Here is a 17,895-nt window from a genome sequence, read left to right as displayed (position 1 = left end):
GGAAAATCGATGGCAAAATTGCAAATCACCCTCGTTCGCAGTTTGATTGGCCGCAACGAGAAACAACGCGCAACTGTTAAGTCGCTCGGCCTTCGCAAAATTCGTCAATCGGTCGTTCTTAACGACAGCCCAGCTATTCGCGGCATGGTAAACCATGTTAAGCACTTGGTTAAAGTTGAAGAAATTTAATCTAAGCTCGGGATATAGATGATAACGAAAAAAATAAGGAGGTGCACGAACGATGAAATTGCATGAATTAGCTCCAGCTCCTGGTTCCAAATTTGCGCCAAAACGCAAAGGTCGTGGTATTGGTTCCGGAAATGGTAAAACAGCAGGTAAAGGTCATAAAGGTCAAAATGCTCGTTCTGGTGGCGGTGTTCGTCCTGGCTTTGAGGGCGGTCAAAACCCATTGTATCGTCGCTTGCCAAAACGTGGTTTCAATAACCCATTCCGTAAGGAATATGCGATTGTAAACATCTCTGACTTGAACAACTTTGCTGCAGGAACAGAAATCACTCCAGAAGTTCTTCTTGAAAAAGGCATTGTAAAAAATGCGCTAGCAGGAATTAAAATCTTGGGTAATGGTGAATTGAACGTAGGACTTACTGTAAAAGCGAATAAGTTCTCTCAATCTGCGGTAGAGAAAATCCAGGCTGCCGGCGGTAAAACCGAGGTGATCTAATTGTTTACGACCGTGTCCAATATTTGGAAAGTAACAGAACTTCGTAACAAGATTCTGTTTACTCTCTTCGTTCTTTTGATTTATCGTATTGGTGCCTTTATCCCGGTACCTGGTGTTGACACAGAGCTTTTGAAAGAAGCAGGTTCAAGCGGTGAAGACCTGTTTGGCTTGCTTAATACATTCTCTGGTGGAGCACTTTTCAACTTCTCAATTTTTGCAATCGGGATTACACCATATATTACTGCATCGATTATCGTGCAGCTTCTATCTATGGATGTAATTCCTCGTTTTGCAGAGTGGGCAAAGCAAGGTGAAGAGGGTAAGCGTAAGCTTGCTCAATTTACACGTTACGGTACTGTAATTCTTGGTTTAATCCAAGGCTTGGCGACTGGTATTGGTTTCAACCGTATATATGGTATTGAGATTATTCCAGATGCTAACTTCGTTGATTATCTTGTTGTAGCGATTATCTTGACTGCAGGTACTGCATTCTTGATGTGGCTTGGTGAGCAAATCACGGAGAAAGGTATCGGTAATGGTATCTCAATTCTAATCTTTGCTGCGATTGTGGCTAGCTTGCCTGGTCATATTCGTACATTGTATAGTACTCAACTTGCTGGAGCAGATGTTAACCTATTCCTTAACATTGTTAAGGTAATACTGATCGCATTAGTTGTTGTAGCAATGATCGTCGGTGTTATCTTTATTCAGCAAGGGATTCGTAAAATTCCGGTACAATATGCTAAGCGTGTAGTTGGTCGTAAAATGTATGGTGGTCAATCCACTCATATTCCAATGAAAGTTAATGGTGCAGGAGTAATCCCAGTAATCTTTGCTATTTCGCTTTTGATGTTCCCAGTTACTATTGCGAACTTCTGGGCGGACAAGGCATGGGCTAAATGGATCATTGACAATTTGCAATACGATAAACCACTTGGTATGGTGCTTTATGTATTGCTAATCATTGCATTTACGTTCTTCTATACCTTTGTTCAAATCAATCCAGTGCAAATGGCAGATAATATGAAGAAAAATGGCGGTTATATTCCAGGAATTCGTCCTGGTAAGCCAACTTCAAGTTATTTGACAAAAGTATTAACTCGATTGACATTGACAGGTGCATTGTTCTTAGCATTTGTTTCCATTTTCCCAGTATTGTTCGGAACACTTGCTGGTTTAGACCGCTCAATTCAACTTGGTGGTACTTCATTGATTATCGTTGTCGGTGTTGCACTTGATACGATGAAACAAATCGAAGGCCAATTGATTAAACGCCATTACAAAGGGTTTATCAATAAATAACAAAAGGTTCGCATAAGGGCTGCCGTAACAAGATAAAACTTGCGGCGCGCCCTGACGGACCTATTGTGCTTAAAGTGAGGAAGTCACTGATGAACATTTTATTTATGGGTCCTCCGGGAGCAGGTAAAGGAACGCAAGCGGAGAAAATCGTTGAGGAGTTTAATATTCCTCATATATCAACTGGTGATGCATTTCGTCTAGCAATGAAGCAAGGTACACCTATTGGGTTGAAAGCGAAAGAGTATATCGACAAAGGGTTACTTGTTCCAGACGAAATTACCAATGGAATCGTTAAAGAAAGACTTGCACAAGATGATTGTGCAAAAGGTTTCTTACTTGACGGTTTCCCACGTACGATTCAGCAAGCCGAAGCACTAGATGAGATGCTTCAAGAGCTTGGTCGCAATATTGATCATGTTGTAAACTTAAGTGTAGATCGTGATCGTTTGTTAGCTCGACTAACAGGTCGCCGTATTTGCAAATCTTGCGGAGCAACATATCATGTTGTATTCAATCCACCTAAACAAGAAGGTACTTGTGATAAATGTGGTGGAGAATTGTATCAACGCTCTGATGATTCAGAAGAAAAAGTTGGTACACGTCTTGATGAATACACATCGAAAACAGCACCTTTGCTTGACTTTTATAAAGCAAAAGGCTTGCTTCGCGAAGTGAACGGTGAACAAGATATCAATGTTGTTACTGCTGAGATCATTTCAACTTTGAGAGGTTCCTTGTAATGATCATTTGCAAATCCAAATCGGAACTGCAATTAATGAGAGAAGCAGGGCGAATTGTTGCCGAGACGCATCAACTATTGGCTCAAGCGATTGAGCCTGGTATTACGACGGGTGAGCTCGATGCGATAGCTGAAAAGTACATTCGAAGTCAAGGTGCAATTCCATCTTTTAAAGGTTATAATGGTTTCCCATCCAGCGTCTGTGCTTCTGTTAATGACGAGCTTGTGCATGGGTTTCCAGGTTCACGCAAGCTGAACGAGGGCGATATTATTAGTCTTGATATCGGCGCACAGTACAAAGGCTACCACGGTGATTCTGCCTGGACCTATCCAGTTGGAACTGTAACGCCTGAGGTACAGCGACTATTAACAGTCGGTGAGCAATCACTGTATGCAGGAATTGCGCTCGTAAAGCCTGATGTCAGACTATATACGATATCGCACGCCATTCAAGAGGTGATTGAAGCAGCCGGTTTTTCTGTCGTTCGAGAATATTGTGGTCATGGAGTCGGTACAGATCTTCATGAAGAGCCATCAATTCCGAACTTTGGACTTGCGGACAGAGGACCGCGGCTGAAACCTGGTATGGTGCTAGCTATCGAACCTATGCTTAACATGGGTGAACGATATGTTCGGACACTTGAGGATAATTGGACTGTAGTTACTCGGGACGGTTCTTGGTGCGCTCATTTCGAGCATACTGTTGCTGTTACAGAGGACGGATTTGAGATATTGACGAAGTTGCCAGTTCAAAGTTAAAGGAAACGATAACGATGAAAGCACAAGTCGGACAATTAATCAAAGTTCTTAAAGGTAAAGATGAGGAGCGTTATGCTGTTATCGTAGAGGTGCTTGATGAGCGCTTTGTATTGATTGCAGATGGATATAAACGCAAGTTTGATGCACCTAAGAAGAAAAACGTTCTGCATCTCGAGCTGCTGCCTATCATTTGTCAAGAGGTCGCTAACAGCTTGCAAGAAACAGGTAAAGTTACAAATGCCAAGTTACGTTATGCAGTGCAGAAGTATGCACATGGAAAGGAGATTTAATATGGCTAAAGAAGATGTTATTGAAGTTGAAGGTACGGTTATTGAACCATTGCCAAATGCTATGTTCAAGGTTGAGTTAGAAAACGGACATCAAATTCTTGCTCATGTATCTGGCAAACTAAGAATGCATTTTATTCGTATTCTTACTGGTGACAAAGTAGTCATTCAGTTATCGCCTTATGATTTATCAAGAGGGCGTATCACCTATCGTAAATAGACTTCATTGTTCTATTTCGACAGATTCGGGAGGTAATCACAATGAAGGTAAGACCTTCGGTTAAACCGATTTGCGAGAAATGCAAAGTTATTCGTCGCAAAGGTAATGTTATGGTGATTTGTGAAAATCCGAGACACAAACAAAAACAAGGATAAAAGGAGGAGGAACAAAGTAAATGGCACGTATTGCTGGTGTAGATATTCCGCGTGATAAACGCGTTGTTATCTCTTTGACGTACATTTTCGGTATCGGAAAAGCTACGGCTGAGAAGATTCTTGCAGCTACTGGCGTAAATCCGGACACTCGTGTTCGTGATTTAACAGAAGATGAGCTAGGTCGAATTCGTGATGAAATCGACAAAAACGTTAAAGTGGAAGGCGACCTTCGTCGTGAAATTTCCCTTAACATCAAACGTCTGACTGAAATTGGTTGCTACCGCGGTCTTCGTCACCGTAAAGGACTTCCTGTTCGCGGTCAACGTACTAAAACTAATGCTCGTACACGTAAAGGTCCTCGTCGTACTGTAGCTAACAAGAAGAAATAAGAAGGGAGGATAAACGATAATGGCTAAAGCTAAAAAAGTCGTTCGTACAAAACGTCGTGATCGTAAAAATATTGATAGCGGCGTAGCACATATCCGCTCGACGTTTAACAATACAATCGTTACAATTACAGATCCACATGGTAATGCAATTTCTTGGGCAAGCGCTGGTGGCCTTGGCTTCAAAGGTTCTCGTAAGAGCACTCCTTTCGCTGCACAAATGGCTGCAGAAGCTGCTGCAAAAGCTGCAATGGAACATGGCATGAGAACGGTTGAAGTAATGGTTAAAGGTCCTGGAGCAGGTCGTGAAGCAGCTATCCGTTCGCTTCAAGCTGCTGGTCTAGAAGTTAACTTAATTAAGGACGTTACACCGGTTCCGCATAACGGATGCCGTCCACCAAAACGTCGTCGCGTATAATTTGTAGACTTGGTGGTATCAAATGGTAACAATCTGTGAATAATGGTTGTGAAGGTTTGGCATACTACGAGGTTTGACACAAAAACGACTAGGTAACGGAGCGACGTTTGAAGGAGGGTACTATTGTGATTGAGATCGAAAAGCCGAAAATCGAAACCGTAGAATTGAACGACGGAGGCACTTACGGTAAATTCGTTGTTGAGCCGCTAGAACGCGGATACGGCACTACGCTGGGAAATTCGCTTCGTCGAATTTTGTTATCTTCTCTGCCTGGCGCTGCAGTAACATCGGTGCAAATTGATGGTGTTCTGCACGAATTTTCAACAGTTCCAGGGGTGATTGAAGATGTAACAGAGATCATCCTGAATTTAAAAGGACTCTCGCTAAAAATCCACTCCGATGAAGAAAAGGTATTGGAAATTGACGCTGAAGGAGAAGGTGTCGTAACAGCTGGTGATATTCGTGCTGATAGTGATGTCGAGATTTTGAGCCCTGATCTTCACATTGCGACTTTGGCATCTGGTGCGCGTTTGCACATGAGAATATTCGCTAATCGTGGACGTGGCTATGTGCAAGCTGACCGGAACAAAAGCGACGATCAACCGATAGGCGTCATTCCTGTAGATTCGATCTACACGCCCATTACTCGTGTTAATTATAGCGTAGAGAATACTCGCGTTGGTCAAGTTACAAACTATGACAAGCTAACGCTTGAAGTTTGGACAGATGGCAGTATTCGTCCAGAAGAGGCTGTAAGCCTTGGAGCTAAAATATTGACAGAGCACTTGGACTTGTTCGTTGGATTAACGGATGAAGCCAAAGATGCAGAAATCATGGTAGAGAAAGAAGAAGATAAGAAAGAAAAAGTACTTGAAATGACGATCGAAGAACTTGATCTTTCTGTTCGTTCTTATAACTGCTTGAAACGTGCAGGCATTAACACAGTTCAAGAGCTAATTACGAAATCTGAAGAAGATATGATGAAGGTGCGTAACCTTGGTCGTAAATCTTTAGAAGAAGTTCAAGAGAAGCTTGAAGAACTTGGTCTTGGTTTGCGCGTAGACGAGTAAAACTCTCTACTTAAATCGGTTTAGAACACAGCAAGGGAGGGGAAATCAAAATGGCATACCAAAAATTGGGTCGTGATTCAAGTGCACGTAAAGCTCTTTTCCGTGATCTTGTAACAGACTTATTCCTATATGAGCGTATTCAAACAACAGAGGCTAAAGCGAAAGAGGTTCGTTCTATCGCTGAAAAGCTAATCACGAAAGCGAAGAAGGGTGACCTTCATGCACGTCGTCAAGTAGCTGCATTCGTACGTCGTGAAACTGTAGATGGCGAGAAGGATGCAATTCAAAAGCTTTTCTCTGAGTTGGCTACTCGTTATGCTAACCGTAACGGTGGTTACACACGTATCCTTAAACTAGGAACACGTCGTGGTGACGCTGCACCTATGGTGTACTTAGAGCTAGTTGATCGTGATTAATTCGAAGTAGTGATATAAAAAAGGTGGACCAACCGGTACCACCTTTTTTTATGTGCAGGCGAGTCGGAATTTAAACCGCGACTGGAGCAACGAACAACAACAGAGCGCTAGATGGCAAATTTCTACATCGAGTTAACAGATAGATGTCAACTTGAGAAAGCAGTAGTTATATCTAGAATAACTAAGAAAAAAGCATCCGCGGAGGAGTTATTCGATTGTGGAAAGCAAAGCGAGTCGCTTTTAAGTTCCGACTCGACCATAGAGAAAGATAGAGATGAGACGGAATTTAAACCGCGACTGAAGTAACGAACAACTACGGAGCGTTGAAAGGGAAAAAGAATGATGCGAAACATTTGTATGAAGGTAAGCTATGATGGAACAAACTTTAACGGTTTTCAAGCTCAGCCTAAGGACCGTACAGTACAAGGGGAAATCGAGTCTGTATTAAAAAAGCTAACGAATGAAGATATTGTCATTCATGCTTCTGGCCGTACAGATGCCGGTGTACATGCACGAGGACAAGTGTTTCATTTTTTAACATCATCGCAGATTCCTATTGATCGATTTCCAATTGCAATGAATACGCGCTTGCCTAATGATATCGTTATTCTTGAGGCAAAAGAAATGCCTTTAGATTTTCATGCCAGACATTGCGCTAAGCGAAAAACATATCGTTATAGCATTGATAATGGTAAATTTCCAGATTTATTTGGCAGACAATATCGACTGCATGTACCAGTTAAGTTGAATTGTCAAGCAATGCGAGAGGCATTGACTTATATTGTGGGCACACATGATTTTACGTCCTTTACATCGACTCGCTCAGTGAAGCCACATCATGTTCGTACGATATATGAGGCAAAGCTAATTGAGGAAGGTCCGTTTATTCATATTGAACTAACAGGTAACGGTTTTACGTATAATATGGTGCGGATTATTACGGGGACATTAATAAAAATTGGGCATAATAAAATAAAGCCCGAGCAGATGCGCACTATTTTAGCTGGTTGCGATCGAAGTCTCGCAGGACCAACAGCGCAGGCAGTCGGGCTTATGTTAATGGATGTTAGCTATGAGGAACAATAAAGATTTATATTATGTTATCTTAACTGGAAATTTCCAGATGTTGTTTTCACCTCTAGTCTAACTTCTCCTTTTCCTATAATACCTTCAATTGTATCGCCATCCAGTTGCCGAGTTTCAAAGCCAGTTTTAGTAATTGAGCTAGAACCGGATGTTTTTTCATGAATGACATGAAGTGAATCGGCTTTCTTTAGATTAAGCTTAATATTACCGCTAGTACTTTCCAAATAACTGTCTGCAGTAAGCTGTTCCAAATCTAGTGTAATATTGCCAGAAGTAGCTTCAGCTTCGATGCTGGCACTATCTCCATCAACAGTAATGTTGCCGCTCGTGCTAGCTAAATCAAGTTTTTCAGTCGTAAAATCGGTCAGCTTAATATTACCGCTTGATGCTTCCAACTCAGTCTCTTTAGCAATTAATTGATCAACAGTAATGTTACCGCTGGTCGTTTCTAAGGAGAAATAAGGTGAGCTGCTATTATCAACTTTAATATTTCCACTGCTTGCTTCGAGAGTAATAGTGTTCGTTGTAGTAATATCACTTACATCAATATTACCGCTGCTGCTATCGACAGACAGCTCATGAAGCAAATCACTTGGAAGCTCAAGCTCTAACGTTCTATTACTGAAGCTAAAGATTAAAAAGGAACTTGATTTAGATTTTACTTTTATAGTTAGTTCATTTTTATCGAGTTTACTAGTTACGTACTTATCAATTTTTAGCAGATTGTTAGAAGAATCATAAAGTTTAATTCTTACTTGGTTATCTTCACTCGGTAAAAGTTTTACATTTGTTGAATCGGATTGAATGACTAGGTCTTCTAGTCCTCTAGCGTTAAAAGTTTGAATTGCTTGTTCATCGTTTTTGGCACGGTCTCCAAAGTTAAACATATTTATATTCGTAAGTACGATATATAGACCGATAATAATAATGACACAACCTATAATGGTTTGTTTTTTCATGGAATTTTTCTCCTTATATGTTATTTGTGAGACCAGTATAACATATCAGCAGATTTAAAAAATCAGCCCTCTGCTGTAAGTTGTTCTCAGACTTAAGACCGAGAAGAAAATTCTGATAAATACGCGGTTTTATTGGTAAAACTACTTGATTATTAGTTGTTCGTATAGTAAAATAAATTTTGTGCTTTCTTAGTGGCTCTCCCACAGCCCCGACTAAGATCGCCATTTAAGAATGAAGCAATTAAATGAAAAATCACACGATTCCGTTGTTATAAACGAAAATAATGGTTGAGAATCAAGGAGGAACATCCATGCGTACCACTTATATGGCTAAGCCAAATGAAGTAGAACGTAAATGGCTTTTGATTGACGCTCAGGGTAAAACTCTTGGTCGTCTTGCAAGCGAAGCAGCAGCGCTAATTCGCGGTAAACATAAGCCACAATTTACGCCACATCTTGATACTGGTGACTTTGTAATCATTATTAATGCTGACAAAGTTGTATTGACTGGTAATAAGTTGGCGAACAAAAAATACTACCGTCACTCTGGCTATGCAGGCGGTTTGCGAGTAACACCTGCTGGCGAAATGCTTAAAACTAAACCAGAACGTATGGTTGAGCTAGCAGTACACGGTATGTTGCCTAAAAACCGTCTTGGCAACAAAATGAAACTTAAACTTAAAGTATACGCAGGTGCGGAGCATCCACATCAAGCACAAAACCCTGAAGTTTACGAACTTCGCGGGTAATAAAGAGGAGGACATGTTTCATGGCTCAAGTGCAATACTATGGAACTGGTCGTCGTAAACACTCTGTTGCACGCGTACGTCTTGTGCCGGGTGAAGGACGAATCATTATTAACAAACGCGATATTAATGAATATTTCGGTTTAGAAACTCTAAAACTTATCGTTAAACAACCTTTGAACCTTACTGATACTCTAAATAAATATGATGTATTGGTTATCGCTCAAGGTGGAGGAATTTCTGGACAAGCGGGTGCAATCCGTCATGGTATTTCCCGTGCGCTTCTAAAAGCAGATCCTGAGTTCCGTCCAGCATTGAAACGTGCAGGCTTCTTAACACGTGATCCTCGTATGAAAGAACGTAAAAAATACGGTCTTAAAGCGGCTCGTCGTGCGCCTCAGTTCTCAAAACGTTAATATTTTGGAATTTCGAATCAAACAGCCTACTTTCAACTTTTGGAAGTGGGTTGTTTTTTTATTACTCCTAAAGTCCTGTCAGTTCAATAGTCTCCATAACTAAACAATATGCCTCCAAAACTAGTTGTTTAGGCTACGGAGGTTTATTTATCTTTCCTTTTCCATTCATTCCTTTACCGATATTTAAGTTATTCGTTAATACAAGGACTTAACTAGTTACGCTCATTAGAACCTCAGTTTCATTATATTTTATTTATGATTCCCCATCATTCGGCCTAACTAAGGCGACATAGGCAATATGAACGAAAAAAGTTCAAAAAAAGTTAAGCAAACCGAAAAAAATATATGGTTGTCCTATGGATTTTTTAAAAATTTGAGTTAAAATTACCATATAATACTAGAATAGGTTGTTTAGAAATTGTATAGATCTGACTAGTAAAATAGTTGCGGTACATGTGAACGGAGGGGAATGCATGATGATAGGTACAAGGCAACTGTCGGTGAAAGTCATCAAGATAAGCTTTGTCATGCTATTAAGTATTATGATTCTTATCTCCAATTTGCCAGGTCTTGCAAAGGCTAATGTACATGTACTAGGGAATGTTTTCTATGTTGCTACATGGGGCTCGGATGAAGGTGATGGTAGTGAAGATTCACCTTGGCAAAGCATACAGCATGGTGCTAACATGGCAAAACCAGGTGACACAGTGCTTGTGCATGGCGGAATTTACAAGGAAAACATTACAGTTAAAAACTCTGGATCGCTACTGCAAGGATATATTACGATTCAGGCGTATCCTGGAGAAACACCTGTAATTAGTGGGGAGGATAGCAGTAGTTCAACGCTAGTACAGTTTTACAATGCGCATTACATCATTTTTGACGGATTTGAATTAACAGATCTCCAAACTAGCGATAGTTCTAAATATCTAGCAGCGATTAAAGTGACAGACGCTTCTTCTAATATCATTATTCAAAATAACCATATACATTCTATAGCGCATACTGGGTCGAAAGGCAATGCTAACGGTATAGTCGTTTACGGCAATAATAAACAAGCAATTCAAAATATAAAGATTGCCAACAACTATTTGCATGATCTTGTTCTAGGTTCCAGTGAAGCCGTAACGGTAGTAGGCAATGTTGATGGTTTTTCAGTAGAAGATAATGTAATCGAGCGTGTAAACAATATTGGAATTGACATTGCTGGTTTTTTTGGAACTTGTTCAGGAAGTTGTACGGATCAGGCACGAAATGGTTCAGTAACTGGCAATAAAGTTTCCTATGTTGATACGATAGATAATCCAGCATACCGTGGAAATCGAGCAGCAGCAGCCATCTATGTTGACGGTGGCACAAACACAATTATTGAACGCAATGAAGTGTCCTATAGTAATTATGGCTTTGAAATTTCTAGTGAGAAATATGGTAAAGCAGCAACAAAGATAATACTTCGGAACAACTACATCCACCATAATCATATGTCAGGCTTAATTATGGGTGGTTCCTCAACAAGTAATGGCGGGGCAAACGAAAATTACATCCTTAATAATACATTCTACAGTAATAACGAACTCCGCACTGGTGACGGTGAAATTACATTTCAAAATAATGTGCAGAAAAATGTTTTCGTTAATAATCTTTTTATAACGTCATCAGAAACACCGTATTTTTATGATAATAAGACAAGCAATACCGAGAATACAATAGATTACAATCTATATGCTGGACTTGAAAATGATATCTCCTATTGGAGATTAAGCGGTAAGAAATATGATGACATTGCACAATTACAAAAAGTGACAGGGCAAGATAAACATTCAATTGTAGTAGATTCGATGGACATCGATGAATTTAGCGTTATTCAACTTCATCTAGACTCACCGACCATAGATGCAGGTACGATGTCATATAAACTATTCGGAGAATTAGACTATAACGCATCTGCTCGTGTAATAGGAGACAGCATTGATATTGGTGCGACGGAATTTTTAAGTGAAGGCGAGCCGCCAATATTCGAACCAACGCTTGAGCCGGAAACACCGACACCTGAATTGCCTACAACAGAACCAACAATTGAACCGACACCTGAGCCGACATCAACCGTGGTACCAACAATAGCGCCAACTCCTGAGCCGACATCAACGGTGGTACCAACAATAGCGCCAACTCCTGAGCCGACATCAACAGCGGTGCCAACCATAACACCAACAATCAAACCATCACCAACTCCAAACGATTCACCATTTGTAATCGATGGTATTGATCAGGAATGGCAAAGCTATCCTAGTCTTGCAACAAGCAGTTCTAACGTCAAAGAATTAAAAGCTGTTATTGATAAAAATACACTGTATGTGTTGATTAAAGGTCAGTTGTTAAAGGAAAAAGGTCAATTGTTTATTCGAAGTAATCATGCAAGTGGCAGCTATTTTGCAGTTCCACATTGGTCTAATCAAGAGGCAGACTATCTAATAGAGAACGGTGTTCTTTATCAGTACGTTGGCAAAGGAAAGGATTGGAGCTGGAAGGAAGTTAAGGACTATCGCAATCAAGGGATTGTAATTAACAATTCTGTAATTGAAATGGCAATTCCATTATCAGATCTCAACAGTCAAGATTATAGTGGATTGCACATAGGTTATATATGGAAGGATAGCAAAAGCAATCAATTGCCAGCAGGTGGATCGATGGTTGAAATTACAACATTAGGAGAACAGCCTCAGCCAACATCTTCTCCTTCCCCAACCGCTTTACCGTCAATAGTGGTAGATGGGGATTTACAGGAGTGGAGTAGTTATCAAGCTGTATCGGCGAAATCAGATAAGTCACTTGCGGCATATGTAACAAACGATTCTGAATATCTCTATTTTGCTGTTCAATCAAAAACTTCATTCAAGAAAGCACAAATTTATTTAAACACTGATCTGAAAAGCAGTACCGGCTATCAGTCCTCCAAATGGGATGGATCTGGTGTAGATTATTTAATCGAGAACGGATTCCTATACCGCTATACAGGGGATAAGAAAAGCTGGTCGTTCCAAAAGCAGTTAACATTTGATAAGTCATCTTATATCAGTACTTCTAAGCTTGTAGAAATGAAAGTACCTTTATCTGCTCTTGGATTAAAGACCGGTAAGTCGATTACAGTCGGTGTAATGCTTGATGATAAAACATCTCTGAAGCTACCACAAGCAGGTGCATTTGTTCAATACGACTTGAAGTGATAATGAGAGCGTGCAGACACCTTTTGACACACATCTCTATTTGTGTCATTAGGTGTCTGTCATGGCTTAGTATGAATTTAAGTTAGAAATGAGGAGAATGGATGAAGGTATTAATTACTGGTGGATATGGCTTCATAGGTTCGCATATTGCCGAACGGTTTTTTAAAGAGGGGCATGAAATCTACATTATTGACAATTTGTCGACGGGTAATAAGAACAATGTACAGGTAAAACATCGCAGCTATGTGCTGGATGTGAAAGATCCGCAATGTGAGGAAATATTTAGAGCCTATCGTTTTGATGTCGTTGTACATATGGCAGCGCAAGTGAGCGTCAGCAAATCTGTAGTTAATCCGCATTTAGATACGGAAAGCAATGTGCTCGGATTAGTTAATATGCTTGATTTATCTGTAAAATATGGTGCGAAGCGATTTATTTATGCTTCATCCGCTGCAGTTTACGGTCTTGATGAAAATATACCGCATCATGAGTCAAAGGCTGTAGATCCGATTTCTCCATATGGTATTAGCAAATTAGTAAATGAAATTTACGCAGAAAAATGGAATAAGCTCTATAATTTATCGACTATTGGATTTAGATTTTCAAATGTATACGGACCAAGACAAAACTCTAGTGGTGAAGGCGGAGTCGTGTCGATTTTTATTAATGACATGCTGCAAGGAAAGACATTAAAACTTTATGGAGACGGTGAGCAAACAAGAGATTTTATTTATGTAGAGGATGTTGCGGATGCTGTCTATCGCAGTGTCAACTCGGATATAACAGGTGTTTACAATTTATCCACGAACAAAGCTAACTCTGTTAATGATCTTATTCAGGCATTATCAAAATTTGAGCCTAATATTAAAGTTCAAAAAAATCCACCTCGCGAGCAAGACATTAAACACTCTCGTCTAGATAACTCAGCAATTATGCGCGATCTGGATTGGGCGCCGTTGTATAGCTTTGAAGAAGGTCTTGAGCGAACATATTCATATTTTGTGAAGCAACAAGCACAAGCCGAGGTAGCTGTTTCTGCTGCCGCAGCGCTTAAACCGCCTAAACCGCAATCGAAAACGAGAAAGTGGTTGCTGCCAACTTTGGAAAACTTCATAGCATTTGCATTAACCGCATGGCTTAGCTTGAGCCTAGTGAATAATATGTACGGCGTAATTGATGTGAAGTTATTTTATATCACGATAATCGGTATATTATATGGCAATCGTCAAGCATTAATCTCGGTCGTGCTGTCTATCATTTTACATACATATCAGCAGTTAAGTGCAGGACGAGATTTATTATCACTTACCTACGATACAGATTTCTTCTTTCATATTGCAATTTACTTATTTATTGGCTTGGTTGTCGGTTATGCAATTGAGCGAAAAAATGCAAGAATCGCTCAGCAAGAGCAAAAGGTTTCAGAAGCAACGGATCGCTATGATTTTCTTGAAAAAATATATAAAGAAGTGCGTGATGTAAAGGATGAACTGCAGCTTAGAATTCTAAATTCTGGTGACAGTTACGGAAAAATTTATCATGCAACTAAGGAATTAGAAAGCCTTGAGCCAGAAGTTGTATTTAATTCTGCAGTAAATGTAGTTCGATCGATTATGAGAGTTGAGAAGGTAACGATTTATCGAGTAAATAAGTATCAAAGCTATTTACGCTTACTGGCAAGTTCAGGTTATAACAATGATGAAATGAAAAAGTCGTTGCGTGTCGAAGATTATCCTTACTTGCAGCAAGTACTGGAGGAAGGAAAAATATATGTCAATAAAGAGCTAATAGCAGACGTACCATTAATGATCGCCCCTATTTATCATAAAGATCAAGTAGCAGCGATCGTTGCAATTGATGGTATGAAGTTTGAAAGTTTTTCACTTTATCATCAAAACCTATTCCAAATTACAACTAATTTGATTGCCTCAGCATTAAGCAAAGCCTTCACATTTATAGATGCTACTGAAAACAATCGTTATGTAGAGGGAACAACAATTTTACAGCCTTCCATCTTCCAAGAGATATTAACCTCTAAAAATGAAATTAAGCATCAGCATCAAGTTCCTTATTTGTTGCTGCAAAGCAAGCTCGACAATATCTCATTAAAAGAAGCCGCACAATTTATTACACCACTACTGCGTGAAACTGACTACATCGGAATAAATGAGGAGCAGCAACTGCAAGTGCTTTTGTCGAATACGAGTGAGCAAGATATTGATGTTATTATGTCAAGACTGTCTCATCCGCGAATATCTTTTATGGTCATGAACGAGGGGTGAGTGTATGCAACTATGGTATATCTATGCAGCATATCTTCTAGTAAGTGCCGCTGTACTTTGGCTGTTGAATCGACAGTCTTTACAAACGATTATCATTAAGCTGATTATTGTTGGCTGTATTCCGCTAATCGGCTGGCTATTTCCTATGATGTGGATTAAACAACCAACAAAGCGTTCAGAGCAGCAGTTTGAGGAGTATATTGAAAGTCAGATGAAGGAGCATCAAGTGCGCAGGATTGGTGTTTTTAACAAGGTTGAAAAAGAGAAAGAGCTTAATGTTGTACCGATTGAGGATGCATTGATTGTCAGTCAGCATCGTGATCGCCGTCAAGTGCTTATAGACGTGTTAAAGCAGGATACCATTCAATACATTGAGGTTCTTCAAAATGCAATAAGTAATGAGGATACTGAAACGTCTCATTACGCGGTAAGTGCGATTATGGAACTTAAGCGTAAACTGCTTATATCTCTGCAAGAGCTGGAAGTGCTATATGAGCAGAAGCATGATGATCAACAAATAGCTAAGTCCTATATTGAAGTACTTGGAGTTTACTTAAAGAGCGGATTTCTCGATGAACGCACAAAACGCAAATATCAATATACGTATTTGTCCGTGCTAACTCACTATATGCAGCGCTATGAAAAGGAAGAATGGCTGTTTGCAGCTAAGCTGGATATAGAAATCGAGCTCGGAATTTATGCAGACGCCGAGCAAACTGCATTGCAATATGTTGAGCATTTTCCATTGAGCGAGCGTGCTCATTTATCTGTACTGCGCTATTATTTTCTAGTTCGTTCATATCAAAAATTGGAGCAAGCATTGAATCGCTTAAAAAGCTCCCCTATTCGGCTATCTAATGAGGGGCTGACAACAGTGCGCTTCTGGTCAAAAGGGGTCGGAAATGAACAATAACGTAAAATTTAGAAGAAATGTATATATTATATTAATTGGCATTTTAGTTTTCGGTATTATTTCACAGCTGGCGCGGGCGGATTTTGTATTACAATACGTTTCCAATAATCATCAGATGTCTGTTGATCAATGGAATAAATTTAAGCTAAATACAGCCCAAGCCAGCATGCTTGTTGAAGAGCCTGATATGTCAGGGAAGCATTGTATGTTGTACGACAGTACTGATGAACTGAGTGTTAACTATTATGACAATTTCGAACAAGTTTATCGTTATATTCAGCAGCCATATTCATTGCTCGATGTGACTAAGGAGAAACCTAGCTTTGATTCATGTGAAGCTGTCATTATTTTGAGTAGTGTAGAAGAGTTAACAAGTTCCATCGACCAATTAGAAAGCTATATTGAGGGAGGAGGCTATGCCTTTTTTGCAAGAATGGATCATCCTGGTCCGGTATTTACTCAAATCTATCGTAAGTTAGGAATTGTAAACTATTGGTATGTTATTGGCAATGATGACATAGAGTTCACCTCTAATTTGCTGATTGGTCAAAAAGGAGTCAAGTTTTCTGATGACTATTTTTACAATGATTCCATTTCAGTAGAACTCGATCATAATAGTGAGTTGTTAGCAAAGGGAAAAAGTTCTCCACTTATTTGGCGGTTTGAATATGGGGATGGGGCTGTTGTTGTATACAACGGAAACAATTTATTTACGAAGTCCAATCGCGGTTTAATCGTGGGCTCGATCAGCATGCTTATTCCGAATTATATTTATCCTATCTTCAATGCAAAGCTGTTCTATATCGATGATTATCCAGCACCAATGAGCACAGGTTATAATCCTAAAATTACAGCCGAATACAATCGAAACATTTCTTCGTTCTTCAAAGACATATGGTGGCCGGATATGATTCGGGCTGCTAAAAACTACGATCTGAAGTATACTGCTGTGGCGATTGAAGACTACAACGATGTTGTAGAAGCGCCGCTGCCTTCCTATCGTCAAGAGGATTTGACGAATTTAATTGTTTATGGTCGTGAGGTATTGAAAACGGGCGGAGAAATAGGGATTCATGGATACAATCATCAGCCGCTACAATTCCGTGAGGATATTGCGAAAGAGTATGATTACGTAACTTGGCGTTCCTATGACGATATCGTAGCCTCAATTAAAGAAGTGGTTTCGTATATTGATAAAGCATTTCCAAGCTATGATCCTGTAAGTTATGTGCCGCCGTCCAACATTCTAAGTGCTGAGGGAAGAAGAGCATTAGCCGAAAACTGGGAAAGTTTACGCGTTGTGGCAAGTCTTTATGAAACGGATCCGCAGGGATTTTCGTATGTGCAGGAATTTGAAATTGCTGATGACGGAGTATTGGAAATGCCTCGTATTACTTCAGGCTATGCAGATGCACCTGATATGCTGTGGCTAGAAGCAAGCATTGTAACGATTCATGGATTTATTTCACACTTTATTCATCCAGATGATATTTTTGATGAGCATCGAAGTGGTGATAAAGGGTGGGGAGAGCTATACGAGGATTTTGAGAAAATGTTAGGCAGACAAGAGAGCACGTATCCTTGGATAAAAGCACGAACTTCGGGGGATGCAGCTATGCAGGTTGCAGCGGTGCTTAATAGTCAAACGACAAGGGAGCTGACAGATCAGAAAGTCAGCGCTCATATTGATCGATATACAATGCCGCAATATTTTATTCTTCGGTCAGATAAAAAAATTGGTAAATTAACAAACTGTAACGTAGTGCTCATTGATGAGCATACATATTTGGTGGAGGCGACTGATGAACGTTTTAATATTGAGCTAAAGTAGGTGA

General features: G+C 39.9%; 20 protein-coding genes. 19 read left to right on the top strand and 1 reads right to left on the bottom strand.

Going from position 1 to position 17,895, the window contains the following annotated elements:
- Nucleotides 1-9 precede the first annotated feature (9 nt).
- The 13 genes from rpmD to truA all read left to right on the top strand — a co-directional run bounded on the left by rpmD (nucleotide 10) and on the right by truA (nucleotide 7,520).
- Nucleotides 10-189: a 50S ribosomal protein L30 gene (gene rpmD / locus AC2TDL_RS07905; RefSeq protein ID WP_484700017.1), complete on the top strand. Its 180-nt coding sequence runs from the start codon at nucleotides 10-12 to the stop codon at nucleotides 187-189.
- A 52-nt stretch (nucleotides 190-241) separates the two neighbouring features.
- Nucleotides 242-682, top strand: a complete 441-nt coding sequence (rplO, locus tag AC2TDL_RS07900) for a 50S ribosomal protein L15 (RefSeq protein WP_484700015.1) — start codon at nucleotides 242-244, stop codon at nucleotides 680-682.
- Nucleotides 683-1,984 carry a preprotein translocase subunit SecY gene (secY, locus tag AC2TDL_RS07895; protein ID WP_484700010.1) on the top strand — a complete coding sequence of 434 codons (1,302 nt, stop codon included), beginning with the start codon at nucleotides 683-685 and terminating at the stop codon, nucleotides 1,982-1,984.
- 89 nt (nucleotides 1,985-2,073) lie between these two features.
- On the top strand, nucleotides 2,074-2,724 hold the full coding sequence (locus tag AC2TDL_RS07890; RefSeq protein ID WP_484700007.1) for an adenylate kinase: 651 nt from the start codon (nucleotides 2,074-2,076) through the stop codon (nucleotides 2,722-2,724).
- A complete protein-coding gene (map, locus tag AC2TDL_RS07885; RefSeq protein ID WP_484700005.1) occupies nucleotides 2,724-3,482 on the top strand; it encodes a type I methionyl aminopeptidase in 759 nt (252 codons plus the stop codon). Before AC2TDL_RS07890 ends, map begins: the two co-directional genes overlap by 1 nt.
- Nucleotides 3,483-3,496: 14 nt before the next feature.
- On the top strand, nucleotides 3,497-3,772 hold the full coding sequence (locus tag AC2TDL_RS07880; RefSeq protein WP_484700003.1) for a hypothetical protein: 276 nt from the start codon (nucleotides 3,497-3,499) through the stop codon (nucleotides 3,770-3,772).
- A gap of 1 nt (nucleotide 3,773) precedes the next feature.
- A complete protein-coding gene (gene infA, locus AC2TDL_RS07875; protein WP_015847200.1) occupies nucleotides 3,774-3,989 on the top strand; it encodes a translation initiation factor IF-1 in 216 nt (71 codons plus the stop codon).
- Between the two features lie 41 nt (nucleotides 3,990-4,030).
- Nucleotides 4,031-4,144 carry a 50S ribosomal protein L36 gene (gene rpmJ / locus AC2TDL_RS07870; protein ID WP_015253313.1) on the top strand — a complete coding sequence of 38 codons (114 nt, stop codon included), beginning with the start codon at nucleotides 4,031-4,033 and terminating at the stop codon, nucleotides 4,142-4,144.
- Nucleotides 4,145-4,164: 20 nt separating this feature from the next.
- Nucleotides 4,165-4,533 (top strand): 30S ribosomal protein S13, encoded by a 369-nt coding sequence (gene rpsM, locus AC2TDL_RS07865; protein WP_484700000.1) that lies wholly within the window; start codon nucleotides 4,165-4,167, stop codon nucleotides 4,531-4,533.
- Nucleotides 4,534-4,552: 19 nt separating this feature from the next.
- Complete coding sequence (gene rpsK / locus AC2TDL_RS07860) at nucleotides 4,553-4,948, top strand: 30S ribosomal protein S11 (protein ID WP_484699998.1); 396 nt, start codon at nucleotides 4,553-4,555, stop codon at nucleotides 4,946-4,948.
- Nucleotides 4,949-5,073: 125 nt separating this feature from the next.
- Nucleotides 5,074-6,018: a DNA-directed RNA polymerase subunit alpha gene (locus AC2TDL_RS07855; protein ID WP_484699995.1), complete on the top strand. Its 945-nt coding sequence runs from the start codon at nucleotides 5,074-5,076 to the stop codon at nucleotides 6,016-6,018.
- A 50-nt stretch (nucleotides 6,019-6,068) separates the two neighbouring features.
- The gene (gene rplQ / locus AC2TDL_RS07850) at nucleotides 6,069-6,434 is read left to right on the top strand and encodes a 50S ribosomal protein L17 (protein ID WP_484699991.1); all 366 of its coding nucleotides are present in this window, start codon (nucleotides 6,069-6,071) and stop codon (nucleotides 6,432-6,434) included.
- Nucleotides 6,435-6,773: 339 nt separating this feature from the next.
- Nucleotides 6,774-7,520 (top strand): tRNA pseudouridine(38-40) synthase TruA, encoded by a 747-nt coding sequence (gene truA / locus AC2TDL_RS07845; protein WP_484699986.1) that lies wholly within the window; start codon nucleotides 6,774-6,776, stop codon nucleotides 7,518-7,520.
- A 14-nt stretch (nucleotides 7,521-7,534) separates the two neighbouring features.
- Here the strand turns inward: truA and AC2TDL_RS07840 are convergent, their stop codons facing one another.
- Nucleotides 7,535-8,479: a DUF4097 family beta strand repeat-containing protein gene (locus AC2TDL_RS07840; RefSeq protein ID WP_484699983.1), complete on the bottom strand. Its 945-nt coding sequence runs from the start codon at nucleotides 8,477-8,479 to the stop codon at nucleotides 7,535-7,537.
- A gap of 311 nt (nucleotides 8,480-8,790) precedes the next feature.
- On the opposite strand from AC2TDL_RS07840, the gene rplM reads away from it, so the two are divergent.
- The 6 genes from rplM to AC2TDL_RS07810 all read left to right on the top strand — a co-directional run bounded on the left by rplM (nucleotide 8,791) and on the right by AC2TDL_RS07810 (nucleotide 17,891).
- Nucleotides 8,791-9,228, top strand: a complete 438-nt coding sequence (rplM, locus tag AC2TDL_RS07835) for a 50S ribosomal protein L13 (protein WP_484699981.1) — start codon at nucleotides 8,791-8,793, stop codon at nucleotides 9,226-9,228.
- Nucleotides 9,229-9,248: 20 nt separating this feature from the next.
- Nucleotides 9,249-9,641, top strand: coding sequence for a 30S ribosomal protein S9 (gene rpsI / locus AC2TDL_RS07830; protein WP_484699978.1), 393 nt, complete (start codon nucleotides 9,249-9,251; stop codon nucleotides 9,639-9,641).
- 473 nt (nucleotides 9,642-10,114) lie between these two features.
- Nucleotides 10,115-12,865: a hypothetical protein gene (locus tag AC2TDL_RS07825; RefSeq protein ID WP_484699975.1), complete on the top strand. Its 2,751-nt coding sequence runs from the start codon at nucleotides 10,115-10,117 to the stop codon at nucleotides 12,863-12,865.
- A gap of 101 nt (nucleotides 12,866-12,966) precedes the next feature.
- Nucleotides 12,967-15,147, top strand: coding sequence for an NAD-dependent epimerase/dehydratase family protein (locus AC2TDL_RS07820; RefSeq protein ID WP_484699973.1), 2,181 nt, complete (start codon nucleotides 12,967-12,969; stop codon nucleotides 15,145-15,147).
- 4 nt (nucleotides 15,148-15,151) lie between these two features.
- The gene (locus tag AC2TDL_RS07815; RefSeq protein WP_484699970.1) at nucleotides 15,152-16,060 is read left to right on the top strand and encodes a hypothetical protein; all 909 of its coding nucleotides are present in this window, start codon (nucleotides 15,152-15,154) and stop codon (nucleotides 16,058-16,060) included.
- Nucleotides 16,050-17,891, top strand: a complete 1,842-nt coding sequence (locus AC2TDL_RS07810) for a DUF2194 domain-containing protein (RefSeq protein WP_484699968.1) — start codon at nucleotides 16,050-16,052, stop codon at nucleotides 17,889-17,891. The genes AC2TDL_RS07815 and AC2TDL_RS07810 overlap by 11 nt, the downstream gene beginning before the upstream one ends.
- Nucleotides 17,892-17,895 lie beyond the last annotated feature (4 nt).

This window comes from Paenibacillus sp. plas6 (genome assembly GCF_057221655.1).
This window is presented reverse-complemented; position numbering and strand designations above follow the sequence as displayed.

Coding starts and splice junctions, on each gene's coding strand:
- rpmD (WP_484700017.1), top strand. CDS start 10: ATGGCAAAATTGCAAATCACCCTCGTTCGCAGTTTGATTGGCCGCAAC.
- rplO (WP_484700015.1), top strand. CDS start 242: ATGAAATTGCATGAATTAGCTCCAGCTCCTGGTTCCAAATTTGCGCCA.
- AC2TDL_RS07890 (WP_484700007.1), top strand. CDS start 2,074: ATGAACATTTTATTTATGGGTCCTCCGGGAGCAGGTAAAGGAACGCAA.
- map (WP_484700005.1), top strand. CDS start 2,724: ATGATCATTTGCAAATCCAAATCGGAACTGCAATTAATGAGAGAAGCA.
- AC2TDL_RS07880 (WP_484700003.1), top strand. CDS start 3,497: ATGAAAGCACAAGTCGGACAATTAATCAAAGTTCTTAAAGGTAAAGAT.
- infA (WP_015847200.1), top strand. CDS start 3,774: ATGGCTAAAGAAGATGTTATTGAAGTTGAAGGTACGGTTATTGAACCA.
- rpmJ (WP_015253313.1), top strand. CDS start 4,031: ATGAAGGTAAGACCTTCGGTTAAACCGATTTGCGAGAAATGCAAAGTT.
- rpsM (WP_484700000.1), top strand. CDS start 4,165: ATGGCACGTATTGCTGGTGTAGATATTCCGCGTGATAAACGCGTTGTT.
- rpsK (WP_484699998.1), top strand. CDS start 4,553: ATGGCTAAAGCTAAAAAAGTCGTTCGTACAAAACGTCGTGATCGTAAA.
- rplQ (WP_484699991.1), top strand. CDS start 6,069: ATGGCATACCAAAAATTGGGTCGTGATTCAAGTGCACGTAAAGCTCTT.
- truA (WP_484699986.1), top strand. CDS start 6,774: ATGATGCGAAACATTTGTATGAAGGTAAGCTATGATGGAACAAACTTT.
- AC2TDL_RS07840 (WP_484699983.1), bottom strand. CDS start 8,479: ATGAAAAAACAAACCATTATAGGTTGTGTCATTATTATTATCGGTCTA.
- rplM (WP_484699981.1), top strand. CDS start 8,791: ATGCGTACCACTTATATGGCTAAGCCAAATGAAGTAGAACGTAAATGG.
- rpsI (WP_484699978.1), top strand. CDS start 9,249: ATGGCTCAAGTGCAATACTATGGAACTGGTCGTCGTAAACACTCTGTT.
- AC2TDL_RS07825 (WP_484699975.1), top strand. CDS start 10,115: ATGATGATAGGTACAAGGCAACTGTCGGTGAAAGTCATCAAGATAAGC.
- AC2TDL_RS07820 (WP_484699973.1), top strand. CDS start 12,967: ATGAAGGTATTAATTACTGGTGGATATGGCTTCATAGGTTCGCATATT.
- AC2TDL_RS07815 (WP_484699970.1), top strand. CDS start 15,152: ATGCAACTATGGTATATCTATGCAGCATATCTTCTAGTAAGTGCCGCT.
- AC2TDL_RS07810 (WP_484699968.1), top strand. CDS start 16,050: ATGAACAATAACGTAAAATTTAGAAGAAATGTATATATTATATTAATT.